The following is a 17,354-nucleotide window of genomic DNA, read 5'->3' as shown; positions in this document are numbered from 1 at the left end:
CATTCCGCCACCCCGCTCATAGCCTTGGCCATTTGCACCATGGACACGACCGAGAGCAAGAGGCCCGTCGCCGCGCTTGTAGCCAGCAGAGGCAGGAAGGGCAATACCATGCCCGAGCGGCGCTCAGGGCCACGCAAACTATAGAGGCCGAAGAGCGCCAGCCCGAACAGCATCATCAAATCGGCATACAACGCGAAGCGAAGTCCGATGCTGGATGGATCTTCCATGTTTACTTGACCTTGAACGTCATGCTACCGGTGATGGGGTGGGTATCTGATGACACTGCCCGCCAATCGACCTTGTAGGTGCCGGCCGTCAAAGGCGAGGCAGGTGCAATGACCATGGTTTTGGGATCACTACCACCCGAAACAGCCGCCTTGACCGCCATCGGCGGATGCTCCATACCAGGCATCGCCGTCATGACCAGCTTCGCGCCGGAAAACTGAGTGACCAGGTTTTCAGAAAAATGCAGCTCGATCTTTGCTGGGGCGGCGCCTTCAGTTCCTTCGGCAGGCGTCGAAGACACCAGCTTGGGATGGGCTTGAGCCAGGGCGCTAAACAGCATTCCAGCGGCAAAGAGCGTGATGAAAGGTGCACGATTGAACATGCGAACTCCTACAGCCCAAGGGGCGTTCGTGGGGGGGATAAAATTTGAAGTCCAGTTAGAACCACATACGCACGCCCAGGACCAGGCGGGCTTCGCTGCGGTCTTCCCCTTCCTCTTGGGCAAAATCGGCAGTGTTGCCATAGGAGCGGTTCCAGCTAACGCCAATGTACGGGGCGAACTCCCGGTAAATTTCGTACCGCAAGCGCACTCCAACTTCCGTCTCGGACAAGCCAGAGCCGATTCCGCGCTTGGGGTCGTTCCGCCCGTAAAAATTGGCTTCGGCGGTGGGCTGCAGGATCAGGCGATTGGTCAGCAGGATGTCGTAGTCACCCTCCAGCCTCAACGCCGTTTGGCCGCCCTCTCCGAGGAAAGCGGTCGCTTCGGCCTCGAAGTTGTATAAGGCCAGGCCCTGGAGGCCAAACGCGGCCCACGTCTGTGACGGTCCTGGTTTGAAGTCCTGCCGTACGCCACCAACCACGTCCCACCACGGGCCGATGGAGTGGCCCCACAACGCTTGTAGCTCGGCGGATTCGGTTTTGCCGTTGGAGCGCTCCCCCTCGGAGCGAATCCACAGCCGGTCAATATCCCCCCCTACCCAACCGTTGACGTCCCAACTCAGCACACTGCCGTTATCAGCGTCTTGCCACTCAAGCTGATCAAACAACAGGAAGTAGTTGAGGGCATCGTCATGGACAGTGTGACCTTTGCCGCTTTGATAGACGGCCGCCCGATTGGCATCCGTGATGGGCGGAATAGGGGTACGGCTTTGAGTGGGGGCTGCCGGCTTGCTGGGAGCCATGGTGGTCATCCCAGAGTCCATGCCGTGCATCTTGGAATGATCCATCCCCTGCATTTGGCTGTGGTCCATGCCCTGCATCTTGGAGTGATCCATCTCCTGCATCTGGCTGTGGTCCATACCCTGCATTTTGGAGTGATCCATCCCCTGCATCTGGCTGTGGTCCATGGCAGCACTGCCCGCTTCGGCAGCAAAGGCACCAACCGAAGCGATGCTGAAGCTGGTGATGGCCAGCAGCGAACAAACGTGGAGTCGATTCAACGCGGTCACTGGCTTCACTCCTCTACCCGGACTTCGCGGAACATACCCATCTCCATGTGGTACAGCAGATGGCAGTGATAGGCCCATCGCCCCAGGGCATCGGCAGTCACGCGGTAGCTGCGTTTGGAGCCTGGAGGCATATCGATGGTGTGCTTCCGAACCAGGAAGTTGCCTTCCTCGTCCTCCAGGTCACTCCACATGCCGTGCAGGTGAATCGGGTGCGTCATCATCGTGTCGTTCACGAGCACGATCCTCACACGCTCCCCGTATTTGAGAACCAAGGGATGAGCTTCGGAGAACTTGATCCCGTCGAAGGACCAAGCAAACTTCTCCATGTGCCCTGTCAAGTGCAGCTCGATAGTGCGGCTTGGCTCGCGTCCATCAGGGTCTTCGAAAGTGCTTCTGAGGTCGGCGTAGGTGAGTACCTTACGTCCGTTGTTACGCAGACCCAGGCCGGGGTCATTCAATTTGGCGGTAGGGGTCATTGCCTGCATGTCGACCAGCGGGTTGTTCTTCTCACTCGCGGGATGACTTTGCATGGTCATTCCGGCCATTCCAGACATCGAACCATGGTCCATCCCCGCCATAGCGCCATGGTCCATGCCCTGCATAGAGGACATCTTGTTGTGGTCCATGGCTGGCATGGGGCTGCCTTCCATGCTGCTCATGGTCTGCATATCATCACCGGCCGCCGAATCCATACCCTTCATGCTGCCGTGGTCCATACCGCCATGGTCCATACCGCCCATACCCATGTCGTCCATCGTGACCAAGGGGCGAGGATCAAGCGCAGGGACTGGAGCCACCAAGCCATCCCGCACGGCAAGGGTGCCACGGGCATAGCCGGTACGATCCATTGACTGGGCGAAGACCGTGTAAGCCTCGCCTGTGGGCTCGACGATGACATCGTAGGTTTCGGCCACGGCGATACGAAGCTCGTCGACCTCAACCGGATTCACGTAAAGGCCATCAGACGCTACGACGGTCATCTTCAGGCCTGGGATACGGATGTCGAAGTACGTCATGGCGGAGCCATTGATGAATCGAAGACGTAGCTTCTCGCCAGGGCGGAACAGGCCAGTCCAATTCGTGTTCGGAGCCTGGCCATTGAGCAGGTAGGTGTAGGTTGCGCCGCTTACATCCGCAAGGTCCGTGGGGTTCATCTTCATCTCAGCCCACATCTTGCGATCCGCCAGCGTCGCGGCCCAGCCCTTGTCAGCCACGTCGTTGACGAAGTCGCCAACGGTGCGCTTGTGGAAGTTGTAGTAGTCGGACTGTTTTTTCAGCGTGCGCATCAGCGAAGCCGGATCTTCATCCGTCCAGTCCGTCAGCATCACCACATGCTCACGATCGTATTTGAACGGCTCCGGCTCCTTAGCCTCGATGACCAAAGGCCCATACACACCGGCCTGCTCTTGGAAGCCGGAGTGGCTGTGGTACCAGTAGGTCCCGTTTTGCTGGAGCTTGAACTGGTAGACATACATGCCGCCTGGCTCGATACCCGCGAAGCTCAGTCCCGGTACCCCGTCCATATTTGGAGGCAGGATGATGCCATGCCAGTGTATGGAGGTAGCCGCATCAAGCCTGTTGCGCACGCGAAGCGTCACCGTGTCGCCCTCCCTCCAACGCAACAGGGGGCCCGGCAATCCGCCATTGATCACCATCGCCGTACGGCGCTTCCCGGTGATGTTCACCGGCATCTCGCCAATCGACAGATCGAACTCTGTACCCGTCAGTGTGCGGGGCGTTGTCGACCCAGCCGCCGCCCAACTGGGCGAACGCCACAGACCCAGCCCACCAAGCATGCCAGCAGCCGTGAGGCCTTTGACGAAGGTACGTCGAGAGGTTCTTGATTCCATACGAGCAGGTCCTGGTAGCGAGGACGGCACCGGTGCCGTGTACAGGAGTTAGAAGACTAGTCAGGAAGATGTCACAGCGCTTTGTAGGGTGTGATTACATTTCTGTAAGCATTGGGTAGGCCGCTTCGCTAGCAGCAAGCCTTGCCGTCTTCATCTTTTTTTCTGCAGACGTGCCAGCTAGCCTCGGCTCGGCTTTCTTGCTTTGCGCTGCTTGTTGGGCGTCCATCATGCGAGTGAAGACGCGATCGGCACCGCCTTCAGCAAAAGCAGACGAGGAAAGGGTTAAAGCAAGAGCGAGGAACACAGCTTTAGAAAGGTTCATGACGAAGCACCTCAGGCAAATACAGCGGCACATGCCGCGGACCACAAGGTAGCGCTGGAAAGCTTTCAGTTGACTGAGCCGAGGATTACAAAAGAGTCAGGTTTCGATCCTGAACCCTCGTATTCCAATACCCTGTGCATACCTATTGAGCGCATCGAGTGACCGAAACACCCTTATTAATTCGCGCCGGGAGCGGAGAGGAAAATGTCGGCTCTCTTTGCTATAACGCACCTGCAATTGCCACCCATGGCCCTCGGGACCTGGAATTGCGCGCACGTCGTATGCGGCCCCGGCCGCTACAAGCGCACTGAGCCCTTCAGCGCTGATTGACTGACGCATGACGGCTACGCTTCGGAGACCGCCTTTTATCGAGGGCGGCCACGATGTCCTCCGGTGTGAAATCTTTCGCCTTCTTCTTCGGCGGCTCTTGGCGCTGCGCTTTGGTTGGCTTTGGATTGCCAGGTACCGCTTGGGAGCGACGGTTATCGCGCTGCTCTTGCATCCGCTTCGCGACCTGCAGGACGTGGCCCAGCCGCTTGTTTTCCACGATGGTGCCTTGGCTGACCTCAGGCAACTGATCCAACGTCTCGTAGGAAAAGGTAATCCCTGCTGATCGGACCTCAATCCGGCCGTCAGGGTAGTGATAGATCTCTGCGTACCGGCCTGGTAAAGCTCGTGCTTGTACCGTGTCGTGCAGGACATAGAGACGTCTGTCGTACTGCAGCGTGAGGCTTTTCGATACCCGCCGCGGTTCGCGCCATGTGAAGATTAGAGATAGGTCCTCGTCGTCGCGTACTGGCCGGTGCGCATCGAAGTCCGAGCGGGCAACTTTACCGAAGCGGCGATTGTAATCGGCCATGAAGAGCGGCAGATAAGCGTTAGCGGGTTCGACGGTGCTGATGTTTCGTAGTCGCAGTTCCTTGACCAGACGATCCTGCAAGGTGAGGTGTGCTCGCTCAACACGCCCCTTGGCCTGGCTGGAGTTAGCGCAGAAGGTATCGATGTTCAGCTCGAACATGGCTCTGGCGAACTGGGTGTGGCCATCACCGCCCTGAGCATCCTTGCTATTGACTCGAAATACGCTGGCCTTGTCGCTGTAGAGCGCCAACGGCTTACCGTGATGCTCTAGATAGGCTTGGGTAGCCTGGAAGTAGCTGAAGGTCGATTCGCTGCGGGTGAATGCCAGGTGCATCAGGCGACTGGTGGCGTCGTCGATGTAGACCAGAAGGGTGCATGCCGGTGCTCGGTCCTCGAACCAGCGATGATCGCTGCCATCGATCTGGATCAGTTCGCCCAGACAGGCTCGGCGATTGCGCGGCTGGTACACCTTGGGCGGTCGCTGCCGACGCGGCGTCCATAAGCCGGCATCCATCATGATGCGCCGGACCGTTTCCTTGGCCAGGCGTAGGCCGTGACATTCAACGAGCTTTTCGGCCGCAAGTGTCGGGCCGAAATCCCGGTAGTGCTGCCGGATTAGAGCGGCGGCGCGCTGCTCAAGACCAGGCTTCAGCTGATGATTGCTGGGCTGGCCGCGCTTACATGAGATCAGGCCCGAAACGCCGGCGTCCCGGTAACGTTGCACCAGGCGGTGAACCTGCCGGGAACTCAGCTGCAGGCGCTGGGCGGCGCGTGTTGGCGTAAGGAACCCCTCGGTCACCGCCTGGATGACCTTGAGGCGACCAACTTCACGTAGGCTCATCGTGATCCGCTCGTAGGCTGACATCCTGATCGCTCCGCATCGGCTGCAAAGCCGGTAGGCTAGCTGCAATACGTGATCGGGACATTTCTATCTGGCTGGATCGCGACATTACTATTTGGCCGTAACACGTCCACTTCGCATAACACAACTTATGTTAAATTGGATATGGGTCTAGGCTGACGACTGCCCTTTGCCTTCCCATCCAGTCTTTAGCTTTACCCCTGATACGGCCCCCAGCTGCGACTCTCGCTTCCCTACCCTGGTGTTGTCGATCAGCCTCTTTTGCGAAATTCAGGATTTCTTGGAGTGACGATCCTGAAAACGCGTCCGTTACGAACGACGCCTTCAGGATCTCTCGACGGGTCACCCGCTTGCCAACGGTTCTCTAGCTCGCCAACAGCTGCTCCAGTCGCTGCAGGCGTCCACGGCACAGACGCCGTGCGGCCAGCGCGTCTTCCAGGGTTACCGCCACGAACCGCCGTCTAGTACGGCTGCAGCTGGCCGATCAACTCAAGGTCGCTGCTGATGATCGTGCCGATCATGGCAATGGACCGTACTGTTGGTAGTGGTCGTAAGCTTTGCGAAAGCACACGTGCGAAAGCGGTAGCCTGATCGGGTTTGGCGTGGGAATTTCGCAAATTCACGCTTGAGCTTAGGCCCTAGACCCAGGCCTCGTAGGTATGCCGCCTACCAGATAGGTGAAGGCGTCTTGAGAGGAGCCTCGTCCTCCCTCCTTCACCTCCGGCCGCTCGCCACCTGTCGGCAGGTACAGCATGGTTAGGTCGATAGGTGCTGAGCAAAGCGCCCCACGGCGCCGACCACTCGCTGGGCGCCGTCCTGGATCTCCACGATCACCTGGCCGGCCTGCCCCGCCAGTTCCAGGCCCTGCTCGGCCTGACGCCGACCGTTCTCGATCACCGTCACCGCTTCGCCGGCCAGTTGCTGATTCTGCTGCACCACGCCGACGATCTCCTCGGTGGCCTTGCTGGTGCGCGAGGCCAGCTGCCTGACCTCGTCGGCCACCACGGCGAAGCCGCGGCCCTGCTCACCGGCCCGGGCCGCCTCGATGGCCGCGTTGAGCGCCAGCAGGTTGGTCTGTTCGGCGATGCCGCTGATGGTCTTGATGATGGTGCCGATCACCTGGGACTGGTTGTCCAGCGCCTCGATGCCCTTCACCGCCTCCTGCATCTGGGTGGCCAGGGCACGCATCACCTCCACCGTCTGCTGTGCCACCGCCGCGCCCTTGCGGGCCGTGTCGTCGGTATGTTGAGAGGTCTCGAAGGCCACGCTGGCGGCTTCGGACACCGCCTGCTCCTGCTGGACCTGATCAGTGATCACGGTGGCGAACTTGACCACCTTGTACAGCCGGTCATGGGCATCGATCACCGGGTTGTAGGAGGCTTCCAGCCAGACATCGCGGCCCTGGGCATCCAGGCGCTTGAAGCGATCCACGACGAATTCGCCGCGACGCAGGCGCGCCCAGAATTGCTCGTAGGCCTCGGAATTGGCCTCGGCCGGCTCGCAGAACATCCGGTGGTGCTTGCCCTTGATCTGCGCCAGGGAATAACCCATGGCCTGCAGGAATCTGTCGTTGGCATCGAGCACCTCGCCCTGGAGGTTGAACTCGATGACCGCCGTGGACCGGCGCAGCGCCTTGAGCAGGCTTTCGTGCTCGCGCGAGGTCTCGATGGTCCGCGTCAGGTTGTTGCAGAACAGTCGGAAGCGCGTCACCTGGCCCTGGCTGTCATGGAAGGGGTGCAGGATGCCGCGCAACCAGGCTTCCTGACCGTCGCCACGCAAGAGATGCAGGGCACCGCTGTAGGGCTCGCCGCGACTCAGGGCCTGCTGCAGTCGGCGGCTGTATTCCTGGTTGCGGACGTGCGCCGGAATCAGCTCCGCCAGAGGGCGTCCCAGCAAATCCGCGGCGCGCACGCCCATCTCCTTTTCGAAGTTGGCGTTCACCGCGGAGATGCACCCGCGGCCATCCAGCTCCAGGCCCAGCATCTCCACGTCAAGCTCGGCCTTCAGCCGCTTGAAGGAATCCACCTGCTCGCGGAGGCGCTGCAGTTCTTGTTTTAGTCCTTTGTTGAACATGACGCGCCCCTACCTGGAAGAGTGAATGAGCGATGTATCGGTGAAATCAGGCGAATCTAAATCCGCGAGATAGGAAGATTGACCAAGCGGTCTTATTTTTAAGACAAGCGGTTATGTATGGCCATTATATGACCCATGGCTCGTAGGTCATGCGGGCTTAGCAGGACCAAAGACACAAACGCAATAATCGGTGCTGGGCGATTGGAATTAGGAGCCCTCTCGTGAAGCACAAGCCTAACATTTCGTATTGGGATGCTTCCGGTCCACTGACTGGGCTTGTTAAGCCAGACCTCTCGTTCTCAGGCCAATACTAGCGTGCACATCCGCTATCTTATGTTAAATAAGATGGGGCACACCTACCCCGTCAGGCCAAGAGGCTTACCGTGCATGGTGTTTCGAGCTAGACATACAGCAGAGGGATGAAGGCGATGACACGAGACCACGGTACAGGCAACGAGCTGCACTTCGGCCATGCCATATGTATGCGGCATACGAACGGCCAACTGATCACGCTTTGGTTTGCCGACAGCGAGGGGACCGCCGACGACGCAGTGGCCAAGCTGCAGCACTACCACGACCAGCAGCCCAATTTGGGCAATCTGCGCGACATGAGCACCGATGAGGCCTTTGAGCGCCGGGACGCATTGCGGATGTGGCGCCTGCACCATCCGGTCGGCGACACCCGCTCCTACGACGTGGCCGGCTTCGAACGGCTATCGAGGCCGTTCCTGGATCGTGCAAAGCTGGCAACTCTGGGCAAGCTGCCATGAGCGCCGCCCCCATAGCCCCGGATGAGCCGGCCTATGTGGACTCTACGGATTTCGACACCCGACTGCAGCTGGTTGGCTGGCACCCGTACAAGGCCGAGGCTGAGGTCGCCCGAGTCTGTGCGGTCAGCGTAGCGCACCACGACCATCTGCCCGAGCAACCTGAGTGGTTGAACGTTGGCCGGGTCCAGCTGCAGGCGTCTAGCGACATGCTGGCCGGCCAGAGCGTACTGCATTCCCCCAGCCTCGATGCCGAGCGCCGGTGGGGCTTTCCCGCTGTGCCGAGGAAGTGGTTGGACGCCTCAACCGGGTGGATGCGGGCATGAACAGCCAACTTGAAGACCGCGATGCCCTCTTCCTGGTGATCTGTGTGCACCAGCATGGCAGAGCCACATTGGGAGCGATCGAAGGTAGGCTTCAAGCGCAGCGTTATTGCCAGAGCCTTACCGACTATCAAAATAGCGCCCCACGGGAGCGCATGGAGTACATCAATCAAGCCGAGCGTGACGAGTATGCTGCGGAACACGCCGGGTGGCTGGTAGGACATCCCTGTCGGTCCTATGCAAAGCTCCAGCCGCGGTTCACCTTGGAGCCGGTCGAATGGCTAGACATAGCGTCAGCGAAGCCATTGCCGTGAATACAATGCCCCCGCGCTGGCCAGCGTCCACCTGGTGCTGGCCTCGTCCAGTGTCGAGCCCGATTCCATGCTGCATGCATTCCTCGACCCCCGGGCGTTTAGTGCTTCCTATCGATCATCTACTCGAACTGGGTTGCTGATCGCTCATAGGTCAGGCGACTTCAGTTTTTGCCGCCCGGAGTGCTGTTAGCGCCCTAAAAGGGAGTGAATCGAACGCTTTTGGTCCGCGCGAATCCCTAGCCTTGTGTGCATCGAATCAATACTCCGGATGCGCGCATGTCCTTGTCAGTGGCTACGCCCGAAGCTGTCACGAGCTCGTTTACCCCTACCTCCAGCCTGTCAGGCCTGCTGCAGTCCTACGGCGACGTGATGACGCCGGAGCAGATAGCGGAGGCGCTGGAATACAGCGTCGGCTATGTCCGCAAGAAGATCGGCTGCGCCAAATTCCAGCACCTCCCCTGGGTAGCAGCGATCGCTCCACACCGGCGCCGGCAAGGCCTCAATTGGGTCTACGGCACGCAGGGCGTTGCGTCCTTCCTGGACAGCCAGCGTAGCTCGCTGGAGAGCATTAGCGCCCCTTCGAAACATCTACCTAAGCTCCTGCAGGCGTATGGACCGTCGATGCCGGTCGCCCAGGTGGCTGATGCACTCGGCTACAGCGTTACCTACGTCAGCAAAAAAATCGGCAATGCCGACTATCAGCACCTGCCGTGGGTAAGCGCGATCGGATCGCACCGACGCAAACGAGGCTCGCGCTGGGTGTACGCGACCGTCGCGGTCGCCTTGTACCTGGACGGTAGGAAATGAGGCGCGCGCTTTTGGCTGTAGCCGTCGCTGCAGTACTCTCGCCGGCTGCATTTCCAGGTAACGCGAGCGCGGCGGACAACGCTGCGGATGGCGTGAAAGATTCTTTCGCTGCGCCTGGTAGCGAAAGCTTCTACCGCGGTAAGGCAGAGGGCTGGTTTTGGTACAAGGATCCGCCCGAGGAGGAGCCGGAGCTCGAGGTAAAGGCGCCTACCCCTCCTCCGCCCCCACCTGCGCCCATCCAGAAGGCTGAGCCACCGGCCCCTCCGCCGGCGCCGCCAGGGCCAGAGCTGTTCAGCGTGGCCTGGATCAGGGACAACCTGCCGAAATATCGCGACCGCGCGATCGACAACCCGACCGATGCCAACGTGCAGGCCTACTACTACCTGCAACGCGTGATGATGGACAAATCGTCCAAGTTCTCCGAGCGTTCCAGCCAGGTGATCATGCGTGATCCATTCCTCGACGAGGACAGCCGGCGGCCAGTAGCCACCTATGCAGCCAATGCGCTCAATCGGGAAGTCTCGAACAACCGAGACAAGGTGCTCAAGGGCCTGGCCAACAAGGTCGGCCTGTTCTTCTTCTTCAAGGGCAACTGCGTGCTCTGCGCTGAGCAGGCAGCCGTGCTGCAGTCCCTTACCGCGGCCACCGGCATCCGGATCATCCCGGTCTCGCTGGATGGCGCGCCCCTCGACAATGGGCTGTTCGCGAACTACCGCACTGACGATGGCCAGGCCAAGAAGCTCGAGGTCTATCAGGCCCCTGCTCTTGCCCTGGCGATCCCGCCGGGCCGCACCGAAATCGTCGGCTACGGCGCCATCACCCTGGACGTCCTGTTCAACCGGGTTTTGATCGCTGCGCGCGAAGCCTCGCTCATCGACCAGAAGACCTTCGCCTCGACGCAGCCCTTCTTCGACAACGGCCTGCTGACCCTTCAGGACAACGACGGGCTCAGCCAGGACCAGATCGACCAGGACCCCGCCGCATTCGTTGAGAGCATGCGCCGCAAGCTCGCCCGCAAGACCATAGATGGAGAGGTGCCCCATGAGGCGCAGCAGTAAGCAGTCGTTGTGCGCAGCCGTGCTGGTTGTGGCCCTCGCGCCCCTGGGCGCCTATGCCAACATCGAGAGCCAGCTCGACTCGATGTTTAACTCGATGTCCAACAGCACCGACCCGGGCATGTACCAGACGGCAACCCGAGGGGTTGTAAGTGGCGGCTCGATGCGGATCCGGAATCAGATCGCAACGGCGCCGGTGGTCTCCTTCCGACCGCCCTCCTTCCAGGCCGGCTGCGGCGGCATCGACATGTTCGCCGGCTCCTTCTCGTTCATCAACGCGCAGCAGTTCGTACAGTCGCTGCGCTCCATCGCCTCCAACTCAGTAGGCGTAGCGTCGGGCTATGCGTTCAAGCTGGCGCTCAAGGCCATGGGGCCTACGGTGGAGAACACCATCGCCAACCTGCAGGAGACGATGCAGGACCTCAACGGCCTCATGTCCAATAGCTGCCAGCTCGCCCAGGGCTTGGTGACCGACGCGTTCTCGGCCTTCGAAGGTAAGGAGAACATGCAGACCGCAACCGGTAACACCGTCAAAGGGTTGGCCGACAGCTTCGGATCGCTGTTCTCGGGTAGCAGCAACTCCAAGTCGCCGATCGAGATGAAGACGGATGCCGGCAACGTAGTGAGCTGTGAGGACACGGGCAACGTCGTCTGGTGCGCGATGAAGCAGTACAACAGCCAGCAATTCTTCAAATACGGCTCTCAACAAACTGACGAGCTGATCATGTCCTTCACCGGATCGGTGATCATTCCCGGGCTAGAGCAGGCTGAAGATGGAAAGGGCAAGGTGATCGTCACCAAGCCGCTGATGCCGACTGGCATTTCGCTGCAGGACATTGTTGAGGGCGTCAAGACCGAGTCGGTGCAGGTCTATTCGTGCAAGGAAGATGCAGTCTGCCTGGAGCCACAGCTCTCTAACCTGGCCTTCGACGGCCTGGCCCAGAAGATCATCAAGATCTTCAACGGGTCGGGAAACTCGGTTGGCATCGTCACGAAGTGGGCGACGAATACAGGCACCTTCGGTCCCGATGAGTCCGGCCTACTGAACATGATGCAAAAGCCTGGCTTCTCCGCGATGGTGCAACGCCTATCGCAAGGCAGCGAGTCGATGGCGAAGGGGTTTGTTACCGGCCATTCCAAGATGCTGGCGCTCGAGGGTGCCTACTCGCTCGTCAAGTCGTACATCGATACGGCCGAAGCCGTGATCACGAAAGGCAAGATGGTCGACAAGCTCGGCATGCCTGCCGGTGATTTCATCGGTAAGGCGAGGGAACGGCTGATGCAGGAGTACCAGGTGTTGCTCACCCGGTATGGCAACGAGAATGACCTGCTGCTCGACTACCAGGCGCGCATGCGATCGCTTCCTCCGCCTGCGGCGTTTATCAACGTCGAGAAACCTGTGCAGGGGGGTGAGTGATGGAGTTCTCTATCTATTCCATTGGCTCCGCTACCTACCTGGAGAGCATCCTCAACGCCGTGGCCATGATCTCCGGGTCGGGCAGCATCGAGTCCCTCGCCAAGGTGGGGTTGTTGATCGGTACCCTGTTCCTGGGATTCCAGGCGGTCTTCAAAAACCAGGCTATCCCCTTCCAACAGGTTGGCGTGGCGCTGATCCTCTACATGGCGCTCTACGGGCCTACCGGGCGCGCCGTCGTAGAGGACGTCTATGACGGTACCGTCGTGGTGGTCGACAACGTGCCTATCGGTCCCCTCTTCGTGGGCTCCGTGGTCTCCAACATCGGCTACAAGCTCACCAAGGAGATGGAGCAGGCCTTCTCGACGCCGGCGATGACTACCTATGGGTTCGCTGATCCCCTCACCACCCTAATGAAGGTCCGCGGCGCGACGCGCAATGTGTTGGCTATGCCGTCTGTGATGGGCGAAAGCAACGCGGGCGGCGATTTCGTACGCTCATGGACGAACTACATCAAGGAGTGCACTTTGGTCGGTGTCGGGCGCAACATGACGGCCTATGGCGCCCTCATGCGCAGCAATAGCCCGATCGACGCTATGCGCTTCGATAGCGACGTTTACGGTACCGAGATTTACGAGGGCAAGACGGGTACAGGCACCTACTACAACTGTTCCCAGGCCCATACCCGGCTCAAGGCTCTCAGCGTCTCGGCACAGCCGGGCGTCATGGATGATGTCTCGAAACTAGCGTTCCAGAAGCCGGGCAAAGTCGTTACAGGTGACGATCTGACCACCCGCGTGGACGATGCGCTGCGTGGCCTGAATCTCCAGGTGGCGGATGCACGTGCCTTTACCATGGCGTCCATTCTGCTGCCGATCTTCGAGCGTGCGCCCGCCCAGAAAGCGCTGGAAGACCAGCAGAGTGCCTACGCGATCATGCTCGCCCAGGCTCAGGCGCAGCAGGCCACGCAGTGGGCCGCCGAAGGCTCGATGTTCACCCGGTACGTTCGCCCGTTCCTGACCTTCTTCGAAGGACTCATCTACGCAATCACCCCGTTGATGGCGTTCCTGCTCGTGATGGGCACGTTCGGCATGAATCTCATCACCAAGTACATCACCATGCTGTGCTGGATGATGCTGTGGCAGCCGATGCTCGCGATCGTCAACCTCTACACGAACTGGTACACCGGCACGGTCATGGAAGGCCTGCTCGCGACGACCAGCACGGTGACAGACGGCAACGCGCTGTCATTCGAGATGCTGAAGCAGATGCTGCCGGCCTTGGATAGCGCGATCGGGGTGGCTGGCCTGATGGCTTCATCGGTGCCAGTGATCAGCATGTTCCTGGTTTCCGGCAGCGCGTTTGCGTTGACGAGCATGGCCCAGCGCCTCGGTGGCACGGATCAGATCAACGAGAAGATAGTGACGCCTGACGTCGTGAAGCCCACCGAAGGTTTGGCGACTACGCCCTATATGACGAACGACTTCGTCAATGGCACTAGAGTTACCGGATCCGAAAACACCCGTGGCAACATCAATATTGGGCAGTCTCTATCTAGCGCAGCCCAGTCGCAGAAGTCTGTTGCTGAAGGAGCATCGGAAACCTTTACAAAAGGGTTGACAAGTGCTTACGGTAAGCAATTTGAACAGGCAAAAAATATCAACGAACAGGCCGCAGTAGGCCGTAGCGTTGCCAATTCATTCGGGCTATCAAATGACGCAAGTTATCAAAACTCCGTTAATGAACTGCGCGCGCGGGGATTCAATCAGAATCAGATAGATGCGGTCACTGGCAGCATTGCTCTCGGGGGATCGGTCAGCGGCGGCCTAGGCCTTGGCAATATGGGAGGTAAAGAAGGGGCGGACGGAAAGGCTAAGGGCGGAATTGATTTTGGGGGTTCAGCACAAATCAATGGCACTACTCAAAGTTCGACTACGCGCAATGATGGTCAGAGCTCGAATGATGTAATGCAGGCAGCTAAAGCTGCAGGCTTAGTCGAGTCGATCTCAAACTCCTTGCGTCATGAAAACTCGTCAAGTCTTGCGACGTCATTCCTAGGATCAGAAAAGTTAGGTCTCAGCCAGTCGGATCAAGAAACATTGTCACGATCTGCCCAGCAAGCTATAAGTACGCAGAAGCAGTACACCGAAACTGCGGGCTATCTTCAGCAGTCTGGTTCCTCACTTTCGATGACACCAGATGCTTGGGCTGGAAAATTAATACGCGAAGGCAAGGCCGATGCTGTAGTTGCTGAAGCCGTCAACAACTATGGCTCGCAGATGAAAGAAGCAGAGCGACTTTTTGACACCGTTGATCCGAGTCGCAGGAGCGTCGCAGCTGCACTGCATACTCTGGCGAAAAACAATGACCTCGGTGTTCTAACGAGTGGCGTTTCCGACAGAGACATGTACACAAACCCAAGGCACAGTGGTGAGCTTGGAGATCAGCCTACCTCCCTTCAACACTCGAGCTTCACCAGCCTTCGCGAGCCGGCCGCGCGCGACCTAGACGCTGAAACATCCCGTGCTGGGCATTCTGTCAACGAAGGAAGTTTTGGAAGTCGATTTGATTCCGGAAACGCAGCCGCTCGCGACGAAAAGCAGGTCGAAGCAATTCATGATGGCCATAATGCCGATGTTAATAAGAAAGCCTACACGTTCGGTAATCGGGCGACCAGTGACGGCGTGTTCGAGGCGACAAGGCGTCTTGAAGAGAAAGGCAAGGGCTTGAGCGACCTTGGTGAGTCCGTTATGAGTGGCATTCCGCAGAAATTTATGAATGCACTAAGTAGCGCCGCGGGTACGCGTGGAAATATAGCTGAGTATCAAAATGAAGGCATGCGCCTTGGATTGGATAAGGATCAGGCGCATGTGTTTGCTGCTGCTCGAACCGGCGAGTTGAATAATAATGACCGGGGGGCATTCATGGAATATGCAAGGCATAGAGGATTCAACGACAACATGGCTTCGGGTATGTTTGATACTCTAGTTCAGGCCGGATTGAACGATAATGGGTCAAGCGCAGTTATCAATGATATTGTCGCGATTAACAACAGCGAAAAGCTAGATAGAGAGTTTGTTCTTGGTAGGTGAAGAAAAGGCTGCGAAAGCAGCCTTTTATCAAAGGTAACGGTCGGGTGCAGGTACTTCTGTCCCATAATTCATATTTCGCTGTACGTCTTCCGAGCTTCTCGCGATGCTTGGTGTGTAGGGGTCAGCAAGTACCGTATGGTCAATAGTGAACCTGTCATCCAGTGCGTCAGGAAAATGATTTATGCTATTGCTACCTGACTTGCATTTAAGGTCCATCACTAATGTTAGCGCGCTGGCTAGCGATAGCAATAAGGCCGACATGCCTGGATGATAGGCAATGGCGATAACGATGCAGCTAGCGAGCAGCGTCGCTGAAAGCAAAATCACATTTCTCCCACTACTCAACTTCGAGTTGGTGGCAGTGCCGAAAGAAGCTACCGCATACAAGGCCATTACTGCAAAGTATAAGTACTGGTCATGGTCCATCTTACTGCTATTGCAGTAGACAACGCCGTAGAGAGTGCCGAGTATAGCGATACCATGCCGCACAAGAGAACGTGCTGCACTCTCTTTTAGATTGCTCTCAAGCTTCTCTATACGATGACGAAAGAAGTTACTCCAGCGTTTGGCAGTCTCTTGCTCCAAAAAGTCAACCGCGTTGATAACATAAGCAAGTTCTTCTTGAGTCGGATATGACTCCATGGCTATCGCCTTGAGCCGACCAACTGTGCGGGATATTGATGGAGGGATATTACTAAATCGATCAATCTCGAATTTTTCCAGACTCACTGCCGACGAAGGTAGCTTGAGATATCCCTCCAAAAGAGCTTCGGCTTTCCGAAATTCACCAGCGATAATCGGATGCATGATGCACCTCCTGATTCGATAGACCTATGGTATCGCAGGTCCCAAAAACGCAAGGGTCGCTAAGCCGCCGTTCGCGCCGCTGATGCGCCCTTCCCTCCGTGTTATGGGCCGCCGCTAAGGCGAGCCAAGCTCTGCGCCAGGCGCCGCTGCTTGATCGCGTGCGAGAAGGTTCGCCTCGAAATGGCCGATAGCCACACGCGCCGCCTCAGCAAAGCTTGCGATTGACAGGGCCACCCACAGGAGATGCGGTTCGGCCTCGTCGTCCAGATGATCGACTGACACCGCATAGGCGCCGCCCCAGCTGGATGAATCCTGGATCTGGACGCGTGTCGGTTTCCCGCAGTGCTGAAGCACGAACTCGGGGTCGCTAGTATCGGTCCCGGCTCGTTTCTTGAAGCTGTAGCTGGTCATGGGGCCATGCCGAGATAAGGGGAAAATTCACTCACATCTCTCCTACCTGATTGATTTATCGGGCCTTTTCCATGATGGGGATTTTTATGGAAGCATGACGAGATAACGGAGAAATTAAGACATTCAAACCATAAATGTTTGATTTCTAGGCTTTGTGTTGCTCTCACATGCTTGCGCATGTTCGCCCACCCCCAATTAATCTCAAGATATCTTTCTCCCCAGTGATGGTTCGAGGCGGCCTTCGCGACATCTTCCATTTTCGGTCTCGAATGTGGGCTCGATGGCAGCTGTAAACTTTCTCTCCTCGGAGGTGAGGATCATGCGGCACGTTGCAATGCAGCCAACGGAAACGACTTCAGACGTTACCTGTGACGCTTGTTGCCAAAGCACAAGTATTGAGGGCTATGGCCAGCAGTTTGGCGTTCTTCAAGCGTGTTGGAACTATGGTTCCAAGCATGATGGTGAGCGTTATGAGGTTCACCTCTGCGAGCCCTGCTTTTTCCGAACGCTGGCCATGCTACGTCGGGAGCGAATGGTTAACACCATGTTTGATGATGATCTTGACACCAATCAGGATGAGTTCGGTTTGGTGCGCAAGGATGATTTTTGGGCCGAAGGTTGAGTATGCCGGCCAAAGACCGGTTCGTAGCATCTCATTCACGACGATGCGACCCTGACAAATCCAGTCCGTCGGCGGCGTTGCTCAGTTGACGCCCGCCCAAGTTA

The 17,354-nt window shown here is 58.1% G+C and carries 15 protein-coding genes and 3 pseudogenes; 8 read left to right on the top strand and 10 right to left on the bottom strand.

From position 1 onward, the window contains the following. The 8 genes and pseudogenes from BMZ43_RS23225 to BMZ43_RS27525 form a co-directional block, all read right to left on the bottom strand. Positions 1-227, bottom strand: a pseudogene (locus BMZ43_RS23225) (copper resistance protein CopD); the annotation flags it as partial. A gap of 2 nt (positions 228-229) precedes the next feature. Beyond that, on the bottom strand, positions 230-607 hold the full coding sequence (copC, locus tag BMZ43_RS23220; protein WP_093257069.1) for a copper resistance system chaperone CopC: 378 nt from the start codon (positions 605-607) through the stop codon (positions 230-232). 55 nt (positions 608-662) lie between these two features. Continuing rightward, a complete protein-coding gene (locus tag BMZ43_RS23215) occupies positions 663-1,673 on the bottom strand; it encodes a copper resistance protein B (RefSeq protein WP_093257064.1) in 1,011 nt (336 codons plus the stop codon). Positions 1,674-1,678: 5 nt separating this feature from the next. Beyond that, positions 1,679-3,523: a copper resistance system multicopper oxidase gene (locus BMZ43_RS23210; RefSeq protein ID WP_093257059.1), complete on the bottom strand. Its 1,845-nt coding sequence runs from the start codon at positions 3,521-3,523 to the stop codon at positions 1,679-1,681. Between the two features lie 94 nt (positions 3,524-3,617). Then, positions 3,618-3,845 carry a co-regulatory protein PtrA N-terminal domain-containing protein gene (locus BMZ43_RS23205; protein WP_064308076.1) on the bottom strand — a complete coding sequence of 76 codons (228 nt, stop codon included), beginning with the start codon at positions 3,843-3,845 and terminating at the stop codon, positions 3,618-3,620. A gap of 316 nt (positions 3,846-4,161) precedes the next feature. Further along, positions 4,162-5,568, bottom strand: coding sequence for an ISNCY family transposase (locus BMZ43_RS23200; protein ID WP_064308075.1), 1,407 nt, complete (start codon positions 5,566-5,568; stop codon positions 4,162-4,164). A 753-nt stretch (positions 5,569-6,321) separates the two neighbouring features. Further along, a pseudogene (locus BMZ43_RS27530) lies at positions 6,322-6,717 on the bottom strand (methyl-accepting chemotaxis protein); the annotation flags it as partial. Positions 6,718-6,861: 144 nt separating this feature from the next. Next, positions 6,862-7,548 (bottom strand): annotated as a pseudogene (locus tag BMZ43_RS27525) (PAS domain-containing protein); the annotation flags it as partial. 509 nt (positions 7,549-8,057) lie between these two features. Here BMZ43_RS27525 and BMZ43_RS23190 point away from each other — a divergent pair. The 7 genes from BMZ43_RS23190 (at position 8,058) to BMZ43_RS23160 (ending at position 15,410) form a co-directional block, all read left to right on the top strand. Continuing rightward, on the top strand, positions 8,058-8,408 hold the full coding sequence (locus BMZ43_RS23190) for a hypothetical protein (protein ID WP_143075324.1): 351 nt from the start codon (positions 8,058-8,060) through the stop codon (positions 8,406-8,408). After that, a complete protein-coding gene (locus BMZ43_RS23185; protein WP_093257046.1) occupies positions 8,405-8,731 on the top strand; it encodes a hypothetical protein in 327 nt (108 codons plus the stop codon). Before BMZ43_RS23190 ends, BMZ43_RS23185 begins: the two co-directional genes overlap by 4 nt. Next, positions 8,728-9,042, top strand: a complete 315-nt coding sequence (locus BMZ43_RS23180) for a hypothetical protein (protein ID WP_093257043.1) — start codon at positions 8,728-8,730, stop codon at positions 9,040-9,042. The genes BMZ43_RS23185 and BMZ43_RS23180 overlap by 4 nt, the downstream gene beginning before the upstream one ends. A 276-nt stretch (positions 9,043-9,318) precedes the next feature. Next, positions 9,319-9,849, top strand: a complete 531-nt coding sequence (locus BMZ43_RS23175) for a hypothetical protein (protein ID WP_093257039.1) — start codon at positions 9,319-9,321, stop codon at positions 9,847-9,849. Further along, the gene (traF, locus tag BMZ43_RS23170; protein WP_093257036.1) at positions 9,846-10,907 is read left to right on the top strand and encodes a conjugal transfer protein TraF; all 1,062 of its coding nucleotides are present in this window, start codon (positions 9,846-9,848) and stop codon (positions 10,905-10,907) included. The genes BMZ43_RS23175 and traF overlap by 4 nt, the downstream gene beginning before the upstream one ends. Beyond that, positions 10,891-12,321, top strand: coding sequence for a conjugal transfer protein TraH (locus BMZ43_RS23165; RefSeq protein WP_093257033.1), 1,431 nt, complete (start codon positions 10,891-10,893; stop codon positions 12,319-12,321). Before traF ends, BMZ43_RS23165 begins: the two co-directional genes overlap by 17 nt. After that, a complete protein-coding gene (locus BMZ43_RS23160; RefSeq protein ID WP_093257030.1) occupies positions 12,321-15,410 on the top strand; it encodes a conjugal transfer protein TraG N-terminal domain-containing protein in 3,090 nt (1,029 codons plus the stop codon). The genes BMZ43_RS23165 and BMZ43_RS23160 overlap by 1 nt, the downstream gene beginning before the upstream one ends. Before the next feature lie 27 nt (positions 15,411-15,437). Here BMZ43_RS23160 and BMZ43_RS26295 read toward each other — a convergent pair whose 3' ends face one another. Continuing rightward, on the bottom strand, positions 15,438-16,217 hold the full coding sequence (locus BMZ43_RS26295; protein WP_143075323.1) for a hypothetical protein: 780 nt from the start codon (positions 16,215-16,217) through the stop codon (positions 15,438-15,440). A 114-nt stretch (positions 16,218-16,331) separates the two neighbouring features. After that, entirely contained in the window at positions 16,332-16,628 is a 297-nt protein-coding gene (locus tag BMZ43_RS23155) for a hypothetical protein (RefSeq protein WP_017641168.1), read from the bottom strand. 319 nt (positions 16,629-16,947) lie between these two features. Between BMZ43_RS23155 and BMZ43_RS23150 the strand changes: the two genes are divergently transcribed. Further along, positions 16,948-17,250: a hypothetical protein gene (locus BMZ43_RS23150; RefSeq protein ID WP_037064001.1), complete on the top strand. Its 303-nt coding sequence runs from the start codon at positions 16,948-16,950 to the stop codon at positions 17,248-17,250. Positions 17,251-17,354: the final 104 nt, after the last annotated feature.

This window comes from Pseudomonas sp. Snoq117.2 (assembly GCF_900110545.1).
GTDB classification, from domain to species: Bacteria; Pseudomonadota; Gammaproteobacteria; order Pseudomonadales; family Pseudomonadaceae; genus Chryseomonas; species Chryseomonas benzopyrenica.
Note: the sequence above shows the minus strand (reverse complement) of the source record. Positions and strands in the feature narration are given on the sequence as shown.